The organism is Flavobacterium noncentrifugens (assembly GCF_900100375.1).
Lineage (GTDB): Bacteria > Bacteroidota > Bacteroidia > Flavobacteriales > Flavobacteriaceae > Flavobacterium > Flavobacterium noncentrifugens.
Genome location: NZ_FNEZ01000001.1, coordinates 209,702 through 226,103, shown reverse-complemented (window position 1 = coordinate 226,103; position 16,402 = coordinate 209,702). Strand labels below are relative to the sequence as shown.

The window sequence follows — 16,402 nt, the reverse complement described above, 5'->3', positions numbered from 1 at the left end:
TTACGCGTAAGCATTTGTAAATCAAAAATTGTAAATCCTTAATTAATGATGTCGACCGAACTGGCTACGCCTTTCCCGATCACGCGATCGTAACGCTGGTTGTTCTCGCGGTAATAGACAATTGCAAAGTAGTTGTTCTCAGTCTGGTAGAAATTTCCGTCGACCGCATTTGCCTCGTCAATCTTGCCGTTTTTATCAGCAATCGTATATTGGTAATTCGTAAATCCCTGCTTGATCATAATGGCTTTTTCGTAGACTGCCCTGTCTTTGTTGTAATCCATTTTGAACTCCGGCGTCAATGCGTAATTGTTGAACATTCCGGTCACATAAATATCGCCTTTCCCATAATATGCCGGAGCGGAAAGTGTAAAATAGACCCAGGCATAATCGGCTTCGACGTTGTTGTTTTCAGCATTGATGTTCTTTACGATGAAATTTCCATCGATGTCAGGATAGAAGGTATATTGCTGTCCGGCGCGCGCGTTGTTGGTGTATAAAAGCGAACTGTACAATCCGCCTGTAGATTGTACTTTTCCAATGTTGTTATTCGCTGCGCGGATGTCTTTATTTTCAAAATACATATATTCGTTTCCGCCCCAGAACTGCGTTTCTGCATCGTATTTATAGATCAGGTCGTTGCCAATGGTGTACATCGCTGGAACATTTGTAATTCCGGTGCTGATTTGTCCGTTTTTCAACAGCAGAACTTTCACGTTTTTGAGCGGACTTTGGAATAATATATTAGCCGACTTGATAGAAAAATCAAGGTTTTGCTTGAAGTTGATCTCGCTCACATTCCGGGTTCTTTTAACCTGCATCGGAACACTTACCGCATCTTCATAAATGATCATTTTCTTTGTAAAAACGACGTCTTTGTCTTCATTGAGGATTTTAATCACATAATTTCCACTGACCAATAATGAGGTGTTCCGGTTTGGAATGGCCAATGCATAATGCGAATAAATCTGAAGCGTATTAAAGGAATTCGTATAAGTCTGAATGCGTTGGTCATCAAATCCCTGAAGGTATTCACTTTTAACGAGTTGCGATGGTTTCCAATCGTAATCACAGTGTTGGATCACATAATAATAATTCGCTTCATTGCCAAACAAGTCATCAAATTCGAGTTGGAACGAATCTCCAAACTTAATCAGCGGAACAATATTCTGGCCGTTTTGCGTCAAAGTCACCGTCCTGATGTTATACGGCGGCGCGATTTCTTTTTCTACCTGGGCAAATGAAAAGGCGATCGCAAAAAACGATAAAATAGCGGTAAAATAATGTTTAAGCATAATTGTTAAATTTCGAATGGTAAATATAACAAATAATGTTCACGGTTATTGTTTCACGCTTTGCAGAAATGTTAAAGTTGCTTGTAGCAAACCGGGATGATTTCACCTTTGGCAAGGCAGTATTTTTCAACAAGTTCAGGGTTAATTTTTTTGGTGTAATCTTCTTCGATAACTCTAAATCCGATGCTTCGGAGTTTGTTAAAATAATCTCGACCGTATACACGAACGTGGTCGTATTGCCCGAAAATGGCAGCACGTTCTTTGGGATCGGTAATCGAATTGTCTTCGAATGTCGTTGCCCGGCTTAAATCCTGCGGAATCTGGAAAATGCCCATTCCGCCCGGTTTGAGTACGCGATACAATTCCTCCATCGCTTTCGTGTCGTCGGGAATGTGCTCTAAAACATGGTTGCACAGAATGATGTCGTATGAGTTGTCGGCGAATGGCAAATTGCAAATGTCTGCTTTGACATCTGCTAAAGGCGAAAATAAATCGGTCGTTGTATAATCGAGGTTTTTCTGGTTTCGGAACAATTTGTAAAACGCCTGTTCCGGGGCAAAGTGCAGCACTTTTTTAGGTGCGGAAAAAAAATCTGTTTCATTTTTTAAATACAACCAGAGCAAACGGTGCCTTTCGAGTGAAAGCGTACTTGGAGACAGTACATTGTTGCGCTGTGTTCCATATCCGTAAGGCAAAAAACTTCGAAAACTTTTTCCGTCAATCGGATCGGTAAACGTATTTCCTTTGAGTGCCAATGCCAGAATCGGGCGTGCTACATAACTCAACCGAATAAGCAATGGGCGCGGAATTGTATTTAAAATAAACTTGAATAATTTTTTCATCAGATGACCAATGGCACTTTCCTGAATTCGTTTTCTTCGTCGCTTTCGATGCCTAGAGCTTTATAGATGTAGGCGTAAGTCGAAAGCAATTCCGGTTTTCCATCAACTAAAGCGACGTCGTGCTCAAAGTGCGCACTCGGTTTTTTATCGGCAGTGACAATTGTCCAGCCGTCTTTTAAATGTTTGATGTTTTTGGTTCCGAGGTTGATCATCGGTTCGATCGCAACGACCATTCCTTCGATGAACAATTTCCCGCGTCCGCGTTTTCCATAGTTGGGCATTTCGGGATCTTCATGCATTTTTTTTCCGAGGCCGTGTCCAACGAGTTCGCGAACCACACCGTAACCTTCGGCTTCGGTGAATTTCTGGATCGCATTTCCAACGTCTTCCACGCGGTTTCCAGCTTTGAATTCACGGATGCCTACGTATAATGATTCTTTGGTGATTTTAAGCAGTTTTTGTGTTTCCGGAGCGATGTCGCCAATGGCAAAAGTATAAGCGTGGTCGCCGTAATATTCGTTTTTCAAAACACCACAGTCTACCGAAACAATATCACCTTCTTCAATGGGGCGTGTTGTTGGTAAACCGTGAACGACCTGCTCGTTTACGCTGGTTAAAAGTGTCGACGGACAGCCATACAAACCAAGAAAACCAGGAACGGCATTGTGGTCGCGGATGAATTGTTCCGCTAATTTGTCTAATTGTAAAGTCGTGACTCCAGCCTTGATTTCGCCTGCGATCATTCCTAATGTTTTGGAAACCAAAAGGGCGCTTTCGCGCATCAATTCAATTTCTTCCCTTGTTTTTGAGACAATCATATATCAAATTTATAGTCGGCAAAAGTACGATTTTTAAATAATTTATCGCCAATAAAAAAGCAACCCGTTAAGGCTGCTTTATTTTTATGTGAATGAAAGATTACAACAGCGAATGTCTCGTCATGGCTTTTGGTTGCTCAATTCCCATCAAAGCGAGAATGGTAGGAGCGATGTCGCCCAAAACACCGTCGTGGATTTGCTTCCGTTCTTTATCCACCAGAATGATCGGCACCGGATTCGTTGTGTGCGCGGTATTCGGGCTTCCGTCAGGATTGATCATGGTTTCGCAGTTTCCGTGATCGGCGATTACAATCGTCGTATAATTGTTGGCTAAAGCCGCACTAATCACTTTTTCTACACATTTGTCAACGGCTTCGCAGGCTTTTATTGCCGCTTCAAAAACGCCGGTATGCCCAACCATGTCGCCATTGGCAAAATTCAGGCAGACAAAATCGACTTCACCTTTTTCGAGTTCCGGAACCAAAGCATCGGCAAGTTCGAATGCACTCATTTCTGGCTGCAAATCGTAAGTCGCCACTTTTGGGGAATTTCTTAAAATCCTGGTTTCGCCTGAAAACGGCAATTCCCGCCCGCCGGAAAAGAAAAACGTCACATGCGGATATTTCTCGGTTTCCGCAATCCGAATTTGCTTTTTCATGTTTTTTTCGAGTACTTCACCCAATGTTTCCGTGATGTTGTCTTTGTCGTAAATGACGTGAATGCCTTTAAACGTGTCATCATAATTGGTCATCGTCACATAGTACAATTGCATTTTGTGCATGTTTTGCTCGTGGTGGTCGTTTTGTGAAAGCGCATCGGTCAATTGGCGGCCGCGGTCGGTGCGGAAATTGAAGAAAATCACGACATCGCCTTCTTTGATTTTTGCAACTGGCTGGTCGTTGTCATCAACCATCACGATGGGATCTATAAATTCGTCGGTAATGTTTTTGTTGTAATCATCGTGGATGCTGTTCACGGCATCTTTCGAATGCACGCCTTCGCCATTCACCAGTAAATCATATGCTTTTTTGACGCGTTCCCAGCGTTTGTCGCGGTCCATCGCATAATATCTTCCAATGACAGAAGCCAGTTTTGCTTTTTTGCCATTCAGATGGTTCAATAAATCGCCTATGAAAAAAGTCCCTGATTTTGGATCGACATCGCGACCGTCGGTAAATGCGTGAATGAATACTTTTTCAAGCCCGAAATCTTCTGAAGCATCGATCAATCCTTTCAAATGGTCAATATGCGAATGCACGCCACCATTAGAAACCAAGCCTAAAAAATGAATGTCTTTATTGTTCTCTTTGGCATATTGGAAAGCATCGACGAGTTCCTTTTCCTGATTGATCGTTTTATCCTGGACGGCGAGGTTAATTTTGACCAGATCCTGGTAAATGATGCGGCCTGCACCAAGATTCATGTGGCCCACTTCTGAATTTCCCATCTGGCCTTCGGGCAAGCCAACATTGAGTCCGTCGGTTCTTAATTGTGCATTCGGGTATTGCCTGTACAAACCGTTAATGAATGGCACATTGGCATTGTCTATGGCTGAAACTTTCGGGTCTGGCGATTTTCCCCATCCGTCAAGGATCATTAAAATTACTTTTTTGTTCATCGGAAAAATATTTTTAACAAATATAAGGCATTTGAAAAAAGCGTGTGCAAATGTTAAGTTTAAAATAACAGCAATTTAAAACCAGTTTTTTGCCGCATTGTAGTCGATGAAATAGCGGATGCTGACCGAGAAAATATTGTTCAGGTTGTCTGAAAATAAATTGGTGAAGTTTTTTCCGAAATTTTTATTGACAGCATACAGATTGTATTCATCGGTAATCGCATTGTTTCGATAAAGAAATGAAATCTGGCTTCCGGGCGCAAACCACCACGAATACGAAAGATCGACATTCCAGGAATTGAAATTGGAGTTTTTGTCCTGATTGTAGTTTGAATGCACCAATGTACCATCATTTTGAAGTGTTTGAAACTCCAGGTTTTCGGCATACGACCAATAATAACGTGCGGCAAGGTTTACAGTCATTTTATTGTTGATCGCATATTTTGTTTCAAGTGTGTTCAAATAGGTGTCGCGGTTGCGTTTTGCGAAAATAATGTCGTCGCCGTCAAAATCAACCCAACCTTTGTTGTGGTTGTTGTGGATGTAATTAAAGTTGTAAATCAGCATCAGGCGGTTGTTGACGCGATACCTTGGAATAAAGAGGAAGTCATAAGTGTAGCGGTCTTTTTCGCTTGTTGCAGTGATTGAAGGCTCAAAATCGAAAGCGAATTTTCGGTTGAAATTGGATGAAAAATAAATCCACGCCCTGTAATTTTCGGGCATTTCAACAAAGCGTTCGTCCACACGCGCTTCATAAAAATCGTAAGTTTTAAGCGGGATGATATTCAATCCGTAACCCCAATAATCATTTTTCCGGGTGGTCGAATTTACGAAAATATTGAATTTGGCCTGTTGGATACGCCCGGTCGTATTCTGGAATTCGGTATACGCATCGGTGTAAAGCTTAAAGGAATTGAAGTTTTTATTCGGATTCAGGATGCGGTAGTTGGCAGCAAACGAGAGCGCGTGGTAGTTCGTAAAAAAATTAATGCCCAGGTCGTTGTCGTCGAAATCTTTTGACACATAAGTCGCACCTCCGCTAAAGCGGTAATTTCCGCTGGTTTCGGCCAGGCTCAGTCCGGTATAATATCCTTTTTTATCAGCAATTCCGGTCATTTCATTGATGTAGCTGTATTTAAAATTTCCTGCTGCATTGTAGGTATTTTGCTTCGTATTCAGATCGAAAATCATTGCTGAAACATTCGCATCGCGGTAATCGCCATTGCGCGTTACATTGGTATTGATCAATGAAACCGATGAATTTTTATTAAAACGCTGATCAAAAACCACCACATTATAATTGGCAAGCGGCTCGACTTCCGTTTTACGGATATTTCCTGTAACGGTGTCGCGCAGATAACCGAAAGTTTTTTCAGTAATGGCATTTAAAACCCCAATCCCGAGTCCTTTTTTTGTTCGGCCTGAAATTTTTAAAGCGTTGATCAGGTTTGTGGTTGTTGGAATGCTTTCTAAAACTTCATTGTCGCGAATTTTTCCTGAAGTTGACGGGCTTCCGCCAATTCTTCTCGTGTAAAGCAAATCGCCTTTGTTGAATAAATCGGTTCCTTCAGTGAAAAACGGGCGGTTTTCGTTGAATTGCTGTTCGAATGGCCCTAAATTGAGTTCGACATTGTCAAAGCGTGTTTGCCCGAAATCAGGAACCAGGATCGCATCAAGCGTGAAAGAATCGTTGATTCCGTATTTGATGTCCATGCCAACTTTAAACTTGCTATCTGCAACGGAAGTGTTTGCAGTATAATCGTAACTTTTTTCATAATATAGAGAAGAATATGGAATGAAAAACAATCTTGTAGGCGGAGAAATGTTGTGTATGCCTTCCAGCAATCCCGACTGTGCGCTTTCATTGTCAATCTTCGTATCAATGTGGTTCCAGGTATATTGCTGCCTGTCACGGCGCAATTCGCGGTAAAAATTAATGCCCCAGGTTTGGATGTCGGCTTTTGGAAAACGCAGTGCCGCATACGGAATTTTCATTTCAATGACCCAGCCTTCATCGGTAATGCGGGCATGGCTGTCCCAAATTGCATCCCAAGTCAGGTCTTCGCCATTTTGTTCTGTGAAAACAGCATCCATCTGAACGCCTGATGCACTCACAAAAAAGCGAAAATCCTGCTGGCCGTCATTGAATCCATTGATGAAAATACCAAAATTATCAGCAGTTCCAAATATATCGCGCTGGGTGATTTCTTTCAGGATTTTTTGAGGCTCATTGTCATATAAAATCGCAGCAATATAAACTGCAGTATTGTCGTAAACCACCTGAACATTGGTCTTTTTTTCAGGGCTGATGGGTTTTCCGTTATCGGGATCAAACATGACGAAATCGGTAGCAATCGGAGCAGTTTTCCAAATTTCTTCATCGAGCCTGCCGTCAACTGTAATATTTTCAGTCACAGAAACAGCCTGTAAAGACTTTTTTTGTGCTATCGAAAATGTGCAGGTTAGCAGGAAAAGCGCAATGAGAATGCAGGATTTCGGAGTCATACAGGCTTTGGTTCGTCAAACAAAAATAACTATATTCCTGATATTCACAATTCTTTTGCAATAAAACTTTATTTTCTGCGTTTTAGTTCCCCAACGTTCTTACCAAATTGTATTTTTATACACCAGATGCTCTTTGACGATGAAATATGCTTTTAAACGATAATTTTTTATTAAAAAATTTGGCCAGTACATTTTATTGAATATATTTGCAACCCCAATCTATTCGTATAACATAAACATTAACAATGATTTACAGACTATTCCCCATGGTGGCATTATTATTTATGTCATTTTCTACGAACCATACCACAACAGTAAACCACAAACTTTTAGCAACGACTGCAGGTAGTGCTTTTGAAATGAATGCCGCTTCAATTTACGGCAACCTGCATTCCAGTACGATTTCAGAAATGCCAAAACTCGAAAGCTTTACAAAGGCTTTAGAAGGTTTTTTCGCATTGAAAGAAAAAGGTTTAATTCAAAAAGACATGCTTACGTTAATCGATTTCAGCCTTTCTTCAAATACCAAAAGGCTGTGGGTGATTGACTTGACAACCAATACAGTTTTATTTAATTCCCTTGTCGCGCACGGAAGAAATACCGGCGAAGAATTTGCAAGCCATTTTTCAAACAAGGCAGAATCTTTTGAAAGCAGCCTCGGATTTTACGCTACAGGCGAAATCTACAACGGCAAACACGGGCAATCCCTAAAACTTGACGGACTCGAAAAAGGCATCAACGACAATGCACGCAACCGCGGTGTCGTGATGCACGGCGCCGATTATGTGTCGGAATCGTTCGTTCGTGATCACAAAAGGTTGGGAAGAAGCCAAGGTTGTCCTGCACTTCCAGTAGAATTGACAAACGAAATTATCAATACGATCCAAGGCAAATCCTGCATCTTTATCTACCATCCGTCAGGAAGCTATAAGTTGGCTACGAAATTAATTTCCTAGTTTTTTATACAGATCCCGATCGAGATTGTAGATGTCAGCCCTGAAATCCAGTTCGCCTTTATCAGTCATAGAAGCTGTCCAATACAATTGGTGCAGCTTTATTTTTTGCTTTAAATTGATGCTGGTGGTTTTTTTGGATTCTAAAAGTTCGTGGATTTTTTCCAAAGACCAGTTTTTTCCATCATCAAGCATGTAAACAGCCATAGGCAACGGATCTTCCACGCGCACACAACCCGAACTCAGTGAACGGTAATTTTTTCCGAAATAATCGCGGTGGTTCGTATCATGCAGATAAACCGTATAATGATTCGGGAAATTGAATTTGACATTTCCCAGCGAGTTTAAATTTCCCGGCGCCTGGACATAACGATAGCCTTTTGCTTTTTCAGGATTCCATTTCTCCGGGCTCACGATATTGCCTTTGTAATCGTAGATCGTGATGTTGTGCGAAGCAAAATAGCTGCGGTTGCTTGTCGCAGATGGTGTCAGGTCTTCTTTTAAAATCGTTGGCGGAACGGTCCAGGTTGGGTTAAAAACGATATTGCTGAAAGTCGAGGAAAGCACCGGAGTCCTGCGTTTGTCTTTCCCAACAACCACGCGTTTTCTTTTAATCGTGTCGCCATCTTTGATGATCCTTAACTCAAACGCCGGAATATTCACGATGATGTAGTGGGCGCCCATATTTTTTGGAAACCATTTCCAGCGCTCGAGATTTGCTATAATTTGTTCTTTTCTAATGTCTTTCGAAATGTTCAAAGCCGTAACCGTACTCAAACCAATGACGCCGTCGGGAACCAAACCATGCCGGAACTGGAATTTTTTGACTGCTTTCCAGCTCGCACGATCGTATATATTGGTCAAACTGTCTACAGGATCCAAATCTTTCCAATACAATAATCTGCGCTTGATTTGAATGATGGAATTGTTCGTGTCATTCCGGATCATTTTCTCCGTAAATTCAATCGGTTTCAAAGTGTCTTTCGGAAATTGATTGATGATTTTCAGTGCTTTTTTCAAACGCACATACACGATGTAATGCGGCTTGGCACTTTCAATTGCTTTTGTGAGAGAATCGCCTTTTATTGCATTAGATAACAACTGATTGATGTCCATTTGATTGATCTTCAAATCCCAGTCCCGGTACAATTCTGATGGGTTTAATTTTCCTTTAGTCAAATGCCACAAATATTTCTGCAGCGAAAGCGTCAGTAAAATATCATAATCAACCATTTGCCTATCCGATAAAACATTGGTTTTGGTTTCGAGTTTTTCAAGTGTCGGTACTTTATAGTCTTTTGGAATCAGGCCTTCATTTTCAGAATCTTCCAAAGCTTCAATGATCGTTTTCCTGATTTTTGGCGAATTCCAAACCGTTCCAAATCCGTGCGAACGGTAAAAAGCCAGCAATCGTTCTTTCTTTTTATCGACTAAAATCATCGAATCGATGGCAATGCTTTTGGGTTCGCGCTTGAATTCGGTTTTGCTTTTTTCGGGTACAGATTTTTTCGGCTGTTCTTTTTTACAACCTAAAAAAATAAATAACAAGAACAAAAGGTAATATTTAGGCATGCTTTAAATTTTGACGCAAGGTAGCATTTTACTTATCCAACGATTTATACGATTCCAAAATTTTGATCTAAAATTTTATACATTTTATAATGTGTCCCCACATCCGGAATTTCAAAAGCATCGCCAACGATCATATATCCCAAATTGGAATAAAATTTCACCGCCACTTCACGCGCATTAAACCAGATCAAATTGCCGTATTGCTCATTCACAACATGTTCAACATGCAGCACAAGCTGTTCGCCAAAACCTCGCTTCCTGAAATTTTCCAAAACAGCCATCCCGCGGATCTGAAACTGGTTGTCATTCGCGAAAGCGGCATTATGTTGTTTAAATAGCGAAATTACGCCAGCCAAAATTTCATTGACAAACAACCCGAAATGTCTGGTCGAAAGAAATTCGTCGCCGTCAAAATGGCAACTTTCAACAGGTTTTCCAGGACGAAGCACCGGATGCCGCACTTTAAACGTCTCCAAAGCACTGATTTCACTAATTTGTATCATGTTTTTTAAATTAATTTATCCGATAACTTTTTAATAATAAATTCATTACCCGCCCAAACCCAAAAGATTCCGATTTTTTTGCAAAAAAAACTTGCAACAAACGAAACTTATTATTTATATTTGCACCGTTGTAATGCGGAAGTAGCTCAGTTGGTAGAGCTCCAGCCTTCCAAGCTGGTTGTCGCGAGTTCGAGCCTCGTCTTCCGCTCTTCATAAAAACCTCAAATGAAAGTTTGGGGTTTTTTGTTTTTAAACCATTAAGGATACAAGTCTTAATGTCACTCAATGGTTCAAATTTTATTGGCGTTTCCTTCGGCCGCGCTATCGGCTGCACGCGGTGCTTGCCTCTATCGCTAACGCGGACACCTTCATCCAAAAATATTACTTCAGTCCCGACAAGTCACTTCCGGTTTCCAATTCTTTCGGCTCCTGATTGTGCAAAAACAACCGCGCTTGTAAATCTCCTTTTAAAGTAATTTTCTCACCATTAACCTCAAGCCAGCTGCCTTCGCGCAAGCCCAAAACCGGGATATTGTTAAACTGGTGGAATTCCTTAATCCGTGTTTCACGCGTTTCGCCCATGTGTTTTGATTGCAGGTCGGCATCCAGATAATGCGGATTCAAATTAAACGGCATCAATCCCAAAGTCTGGAAACTCGGCGGATAAACAATTGGCATGTCATTCGTAGTCTGCATTGATAAACCTGTAATGTTGCTTCCGGCGCTGGTTCCCAAATATGGAATTCCGCTTTTTACGGCATTTGCTAAAATATCCATGACTTTATTTTTATACAATTGGGATACGAGTAAAAAGGTATTTCCGCCGCCCGTAAAAATGGCTTCGGCGTTTTCGATGGCTTCTTTTGGGGAATCAAATTCATGCAAACCGCGAACTTTCTTATTAATATTGGCGAAAGCCGACTTCACGCGACCGGTATAATCATCATGCGAAATGCCGCCCGGACGTGCATACGGAATGAACAAAATGGTGTTGCAATCTTTAAAAAAAGCTTCGAGTTCCGGCAATAAATAGTCTAAATATCCTCCGCCGTGAAGCGTAGATGTGCTGGCAATGATCAGGTTTTTCATTGTAAATAATTTGAGTTTAAAGGTAAAAAATCAGAACAATCGACACTAATTTTCTTACGTTTTAATTAACACAATTTTACGAAGCCGTTAGCAATTTATTTGGACGACAGCCCAATACTTTTACAAAATACTATTTCTCATGCCGTTATGAATAAATTCCTGTTTACTTTTATGGTGTTTTCAATCCTGCCCAACCAAATCCAGGCGCAGGAAGTGGCGCGAAAAACACTAAGGGGAAAAGTTAATGCGTATGCCAACAGCCTTTCCGGAATTTACGTCATCAATACCTCTACAGAAAAAGCAGCGATCACTGAAGAGAATGGCTATTTTGCGATTCCGGCAAAAGAAGGCGATACATTAATGCTGTCGTCAATCAATTTCAAAGGGCTGAAATATGCCATTACAAAAGAAACCTTAGTCCAGGATTTGTTCTTTGTAAAAATGCTGCCTTTGATGCATCAACTAGACGAAGTACAGGTTTTTCAATATAAAAATATCAATGCAGTCGCACTCGGCATCATTCCGAAAGGGCAAAAAACGTATACTCCGGCAGAAAGAAGATTTAAAGCTGCAACCGGACTCGATACTCAAATTGGCTTGAATACTTCTTTAACGATCGATCCTTTGTTTAACCTACTTTCCGGCAGGACCGCAATGCTTAGAAAAGCGATCGAAGTAGAACGCAAAGAATTTATGATGGACAAGATCGACAATACATTCGATCACGATTATTTTGTACAAAAACTCAAAATCCCTGAAGAATATGTACGTGGATTTTATTACTACATCGTCGAAAATAAGAGGTTTGCCAATGCGATGAATTCGAAAAATAAAGCCATGGCTACTTTTGTGATGGGCGAACTCGCAGTGGCTTATATTGAGATGAATAATCTTGGCGTTTGTAAAGAATAAAGCTTTCTTTGCCAATTAAATAATCTTCAGCCGGTGAAATTAAAAATTACATTCCTTATTGCGTTTCTTTTCTGTGTGCAATTGTCGATTGGACAAAAGGCCGTCGACCGCGTTTTTTATGGCCGGATTTTTACAGATACGATTGCTGCGGAAAATGTCAATGTTCTCAATTCAAGAACCGGGCTCACGACAGCTTCAGATTCCAAAGGATTGTTTCACATTCCGGCAAAAACTGGCGATGCCTTGGTACTGTCTGCGGTAAACCTCGAAACGCGCCGTAAGATCATTAAGGACGAAGATTTGAATTCAAACCTGATCATTCTCAAAATGGCTTCGAAAGTCACGGAACTGAATGAAATCAATGTCAATGAAAATTCGCAGATAAACGCCGTAAATCTCGGGATCATGCCAGCCGGCCAAAAAAAATACACGCCTGCAGAAAGTAAACTTTATACGGCACAATCGGGAATTCTCGATCCGCTGCTGAATAAAATTTCGGGACGAACAACGATGCTGAAAAAAGAAGTCCAGGTAGAAAGAAATGAAAAACTCCTGCTAAAGCTCGACGGACTTTACGAAGATCAATTCTACATCGAAACGCTCAAAATCCCACAAATCTATATTAAAGGATTCCAGTATTACATCATTGAAGATCCCGATTTTGTTCGGGCATTGGAAGCAAAAAATAAAACGCTGATGCTTTTTTATATTAAGAAATTAGCCCTAAATTACAGTGAAATTATATCCAATGAAAACTAAAATAAAATTACTCGCCCTGATTTGCTTCATTTGTCAAATGTCATTCGCGCAGGAAGCACGCAAAACTTGGAACGCAAGAGTCATGAAAGATTCCCTGAATGTCGAAAATATCATGGTTTTTAATACGAGTTCGAGAACTTCGGCAATTACAGATAATGATGGTTATTTTAAAATTCTGGCTCGTGCCAATGATACGCTCGTGCTTTCTGGCTGGACGTTAAAATCCAGGAAAATCGTTCTGAAAGAAACCGACAACCCAGATAATTTCAAGGTAAAAATGGAACCGATCGCTTACGAACTTACCGAAGTCGTTGTGAAAAAAGGAGAGAAAAAGAAAAAAGTCAAAAATTCACAGGCCATTGTAGATCAGCAATACGCCGATGATGAAAAATCATCCCCGAATAATATAGCAATGCCTAATTATGATGCAATCCCAAATGGCGTAAATTTCGTCAGATTGTATAAAGACATTGCGAAATTAGTCAGGAGAAACCGCCCAGAAGAAGTTGAAAAACTCCAGTTCTCTGAATCAGTTCTTAAAAAATTCGATTATAATTTCTTCCACAAAACACTCAATCTGAAAGATGAAGAAATTAAGCTTTTCGTGATGTATTGCGAAACCGATCCGAAAGTAAAGGATTTTACGGTAAAGGAAACCAAATTTGGATTGATGGATTTCATGATTTCCAAAAATGAAGAATTTAAGAAAATGGTCGCGCTGGGAAAATAAACTGAAGCGTAAAATATTACGTAAATGACCATGTTAATTATTTACGAATTAACGCTTTTAAAAACTGTACAACTTTGTAACTTTACAAACTTGTAATTAAACTACTGAATTATGTTTGGAATTGGCGGCGGAGAATTAATGTTCATCATGTTTATCGCTTTAATGCTTTTTGGATCGGATAAAATCCCTGACATTGCCCGCACTTTAGGCAAAGGCATGGCGCAGTTGAAAAATGCAACGAACGACATCAAATCTGAAATCCAGAAAGGTGCCGAAGCCAATGGTTTCGATTCAAAGACACTTACCGATATTACCGGAAGCATCAACGCCCAGATCAATCAGGCAAAAGAAAATCTTTTAGGCGACACACCAGCGCAGCTTCATACTTTTAAGGAATCGATTGTAAATGATACGACTGCCGGAATCGCCCAGACAAAAGAAGAAATCGACGACATTACCGGACCAATCAAACGCCAGATGTAATGGTTGATTATTTACTGCATTTAGACCGCGAATTATTTGTGTATCTGAACGGATTTGGAAACGAAGGCTGGGATAATTTCTGGGCTTTCATCACCAAACAAATCAACTGGCTTCCAATGTTTTTATTGTTTGCTTATTTGGTTTTCAAGCATTTGGGCTGGCGTCATGCAGTTTTGATATTGATTTGTATGGCTTTTTTAATTGCCTTTACAGATCAGACTACGAATCTTTTCAAGAATGGATTTCAGCGTTTGCGTCCGGGAAATGAACCCGAACTGGCCAAACTGATCAGAGCCGTTCAAACCCGGAAATCCTTTAGTTTTATTTCAGGTCATGCTTCCAATTCGATGGCTTCGGCTATGTTTTTATACCTGGTTTTGAAACCGTATGTAAAATATATGGGCTTCATTTTTATCTGGCCGCTTGTATTTGCTTACAGCAGGATTTACCTGGGCTTGCATTATCCCGGAGACATTTTATGTGGTTACATCTGGGGAATTCTGACTTCGCTTTTATTCTGGCAGATTTATAAATTCGCCCGCAATAAATATTTTTCGCAAGGTGAACAATTAGACAATCCGACTAACGGTTAAGCCATCGCGTATTGGTAGTAAAACAGTTTCTACACGCGGGTCTTCTTTCAACAATTGATTGTATTCCAGTAATTCTTTCGTGCTTTTGTCTTTGGGATTTAAAGGCTCAAGGACTTTTCCACTCCACAAAACGTTGTCAGATAAAATAATCCCGCCTTTTTCCATCATCGGAACGATCATGTTAAAATAGGCAATGTAATTTTCTTTATCCGCATCGACAAATACAAGGTCGAATTTGGTATTCAGGTTCGGAATAATTTCCAATGCGTCGCCCAAATACTGCATAATCTGGTTTCCCCATGGCGATTTGTCGAAATATTTTCGTTGGAAATCAAAAAGTTCTTCATTGATGTCAATCGTATGAACGGTGCCGTTTTCCTGCAAGCCTTCGCATAAACACAAGGTCGCATAACCGGTATAAGTCCCGATTTCAAGTATCGATTTTGGGCGGATCAATTTTGAAAGCATGCTCAAAACGCGCCCCTGGAAATGCCCGCTCAGCATTCGCGGAAGCAAAATCTTCTGGTACGTTTCTTTGTTCAGCGCCGATAGCAATTCGGGTTCGTTCTCAGAATGTTGCGTCACATAATCGTCCAATTCGTCTGAAATAAAGTGCATCGTTTAAATTTTTGCCAAAGTTATAAATTATCGATTCAACAAATTGATAAATAAGACTACTTTTGCAAAATGCAAATCGAGAAGAAAGACATACGTGCCTTAACCAAAGACCAGTTGCGTGATTTTTTTGTGTCGAATGGCGATAAGGCTTTTCGCGGAAATCAGGTGTACGAATGGCTCTGGAGCAAAAATGCTCATAGTTTTGAAGACATGACAAACGTCGCAAAACCGACACGCCAGATGCTGGAAGATAATTTTGTGATCAACCACATTAAGGTCGACCAAATGCAGCGCAGCGAAGACGGAACGGTGAAAAATGCCGTGCGTTTGCATGACGGTCTAGTGGTCGAATCGGTATTGATTCCAACATTAACCCGAACAACGGCGTGCGTTTCAAGCCAGGTAGGCTGCAGTTTGGATTGTAATTTTTGCGCCACCGCACGACTCAAAAGAATGCGAAATTTAAATCCGGATGAAATTTACGATCAGGTGGTTGCCATCCATAACGAAAGCAAACTGTACCACAACCGACCGCTTTCGAATATTGTTTTTATGGGAATGGGCGAGCCGCTGATGAATTACAACAATGTGATCAAGGCAATAGAAAAAATCACTTCAGATGAAGGTTTGGGCATGTCGCCGAAAAGGATTACGGTTTCGACTTCAGGTGTTCCGAAAATGATCAAAAAATTGGCTGATGACGAAGTAAAATTCAAACTCGCCGTGTCATTGCATTCGGCAATTGATGAAATCCGTTCACGCATTATGCCGTTTTCCGCGAATTTTCCACTAGCCGATTTGCGCGAATCGCTCGAATATTGGTACAGAAAAACCAAAAGCAAAATCACTTACGAATATGTGGTCTGGAAAGATATTAATGACAATAAAGCGTCTATTGATGCCTTGGTCAAATTCTGCAAATATGTGCCGTGTAAAGTCAATTTAATCGAATACAACCCGATTGATGACGGCGAATTCCAGCAAGCTTCCGATGAATCGATCAACGAATATGTAAAAGCACTCGAAAGAAACGACATCATTGTAAAAGTGCGCCGCAGCCGCGGAAAAGACATTGATGCTGCCTGCGGGCAACTTGCAAACAAAGAAGCGTAAAA

At 40.7% G+C, this 16,402-nt stretch carries 16 protein-coding genes and 1 tRNA gene; 8 read left to right on the top strand and 9 right to left on the bottom strand.

Annotation, left to right across the window (positions count from 1 at the left end; translation table 11 throughout):
- Positions 1 to 38 precede the first annotated feature (38 nt).
- From BLS32_RS01035 to BLS32_RS01015, 5 genes are all read right to left on the bottom strand, one after another.
- A complete protein-coding gene (locus BLS32_RS01035; RefSeq protein ID WP_091391457.1) occupies positions 39 to 1,292 on the bottom strand; it encodes a type IX secretion system plug protein in 1,254 nt (417 codons plus the stop codon).
- A gap of 71 nt (positions 1,293 to 1,363) precedes the next feature.
- Positions 1,364 to 2,134: a class I SAM-dependent methyltransferase gene (locus tag BLS32_RS01030; RefSeq protein WP_091391456.1), complete on the bottom strand. Its 771-nt coding sequence runs from the start codon at positions 2,132 to 2,134 to the stop codon at positions 1,364 to 1,366.
- On the bottom strand, positions 2,134 to 2,952 hold the full coding sequence (gene map / locus BLS32_RS01025) for a type I methionyl aminopeptidase (protein WP_091391455.1): 819 nt from the start codon (positions 2,950 to 2,952) through the stop codon (positions 2,134 to 2,136). The genes BLS32_RS01030 and map overlap by 1 nt, the downstream gene beginning before the upstream one ends.
- 100 nt (positions 2,953 to 3,052) lie before the next feature.
- Entirely contained in the window at positions 3,053 to 4,570 is a 1,518-nt protein-coding gene (gpmI, locus tag BLS32_RS01020) for a 2,3-bisphosphoglycerate-independent phosphoglycerate mutase (RefSeq protein WP_091391454.1), read from the bottom strand.
- Between the two features lie 75 nt (positions 4,571 to 4,645).
- Positions 4,646 to 7,075: a DUF5916 domain-containing protein gene (locus BLS32_RS01015; protein WP_091391453.1), complete on the bottom strand. Its 2,430-nt coding sequence runs from the start codon at positions 7,073 to 7,075 to the stop codon at positions 4,646 to 4,648.
- A gap of 245 nt (positions 7,076 to 7,320) precedes the next feature.
- On the opposite strand from BLS32_RS01015, the gene BLS32_RS01010 reads away from it, so the two are divergent.
- On the top strand, positions 7,321 to 8,031 hold the full coding sequence (locus BLS32_RS01010; RefSeq protein ID WP_091391452.1) for a murein L,D-transpeptidase catalytic domain family protein: 711 nt from the start codon (positions 7,321 to 7,323) through the stop codon (positions 8,029 to 8,031).
- Here the strand turns inward: BLS32_RS01010 and BLS32_RS01005 are convergent.
- A complete protein-coding gene (locus tag BLS32_RS01005) occupies positions 8,020 to 9,600 on the bottom strand; it encodes a L,D-transpeptidase family protein (protein WP_091391451.1) in 1,581 nt (526 codons plus the stop codon). The two genes, BLS32_RS01010 and BLS32_RS01005, sit on opposite strands and share 12 nt — an antisense overlap.
- A gap of 44 nt (positions 9,601 to 9,644) precedes the next feature.
- On the bottom strand, positions 9,645 to 10,103 hold the full coding sequence (locus tag BLS32_RS01000; RefSeq protein ID WP_091391450.1) for a GNAT family N-acetyltransferase: 459 nt from the start codon (positions 10,101 to 10,103) through the stop codon (positions 9,645 to 9,647).
- Positions 10,104 to 10,238: 135 nt separating this feature from the next.
- Here BLS32_RS01000 and BLS32_RS00995 point away from each other — a divergent pair.
- Positions 10,239 to 10,311: transfer RNA gene (locus BLS32_RS00995), tRNA-Gly, on the top strand.
- Positions 10,312 to 10,484: 173 nt separating this feature from the next.
- Here the strand turns inward: BLS32_RS00995 and pepE are convergent.
- A complete protein-coding gene (gene pepE, locus BLS32_RS00990) occupies positions 10,485 to 11,192 on the bottom strand; it encodes a dipeptidase PepE (protein WP_091391449.1) in 708 nt (235 codons plus the stop codon).
- A 147-nt stretch (positions 11,193 to 11,339) separates the two neighbouring features.
- Between pepE and BLS32_RS00985 the strand changes: the two genes are divergently transcribed.
- The 5 genes from BLS32_RS00985 to BLS32_RS00965 all read left to right on the top strand — a co-directional run bounded on the left by BLS32_RS00985 (position 11,340) and on the right by BLS32_RS00965 (position 14,669).
- Complete coding sequence (locus BLS32_RS00985) at positions 11,340 to 12,104, top strand: hypothetical protein (RefSeq protein ID WP_091391448.1); 765 nt, start codon at positions 11,340 to 11,342, stop codon at positions 12,102 to 12,104.
- Between the two features lie 33 nt (positions 12,105 to 12,137).
- Positions 12,138 to 12,863 carry a hypothetical protein gene (locus BLS32_RS00980; RefSeq protein ID WP_245699294.1) on the top strand — a complete coding sequence of 242 codons (726 nt, stop codon included), beginning with the start codon at positions 12,138 to 12,140 and terminating at the stop codon, positions 12,861 to 12,863.
- A complete protein-coding gene (locus BLS32_RS00975; RefSeq protein ID WP_139171668.1) occupies positions 12,853 to 13,593 on the top strand; it encodes a BamP family beta-barrel-assembly machinery protein in 741 nt (246 codons plus the stop codon). Before BLS32_RS00980 ends, BLS32_RS00975 begins: the two co-directional genes overlap by 11 nt.
- Before the next feature lie 111 nt (positions 13,594 to 13,704).
- Positions 13,705 to 14,076, top strand: a complete 372-nt coding sequence (locus BLS32_RS00970) for a Sec-independent protein translocase subunit TatA/TatB (protein ID WP_091391446.1) — start codon at positions 13,705 to 13,707, stop codon at positions 14,074 to 14,076.
- The gene (locus BLS32_RS00965) at positions 14,076 to 14,669 is read left to right on the top strand and encodes a phosphatase PAP2 family protein (RefSeq protein ID WP_091391445.1); all 594 of its coding nucleotides are present in this window, start codon (positions 14,076 to 14,078) and stop codon (positions 14,667 to 14,669) included. The genes BLS32_RS00970 and BLS32_RS00965 overlap by 1 nt, the downstream gene beginning before the upstream one ends.
- On the opposite strand, the gene BLS32_RS00960 is transcribed toward BLS32_RS00965, so the two are convergent.
- Positions 14,646 to 15,287: an O-methyltransferase gene (locus tag BLS32_RS00960; protein ID WP_091391444.1), complete on the bottom strand. Its 642-nt coding sequence runs from the start codon at positions 15,285 to 15,287 to the stop codon at positions 14,646 to 14,648. The genes BLS32_RS00965 and BLS32_RS00960 overlap by 24 nt on opposite strands.
- A 69-nt stretch (positions 15,288 to 15,356) precedes the next feature.
- Between BLS32_RS00960 and rlmN the strand changes: the two genes are divergently transcribed.
- Complete coding sequence (gene rlmN / locus BLS32_RS00955; protein ID WP_091391443.1) at positions 15,357 to 16,400, top strand: dual-specificity RNA methyltransferase RlmN; 1,044 nt, start codon at positions 15,357 to 15,359, stop codon at positions 16,398 to 16,400.
- The last annotated feature ends 2 nt before the right edge of the window (positions 16,401 to 16,402 follow it).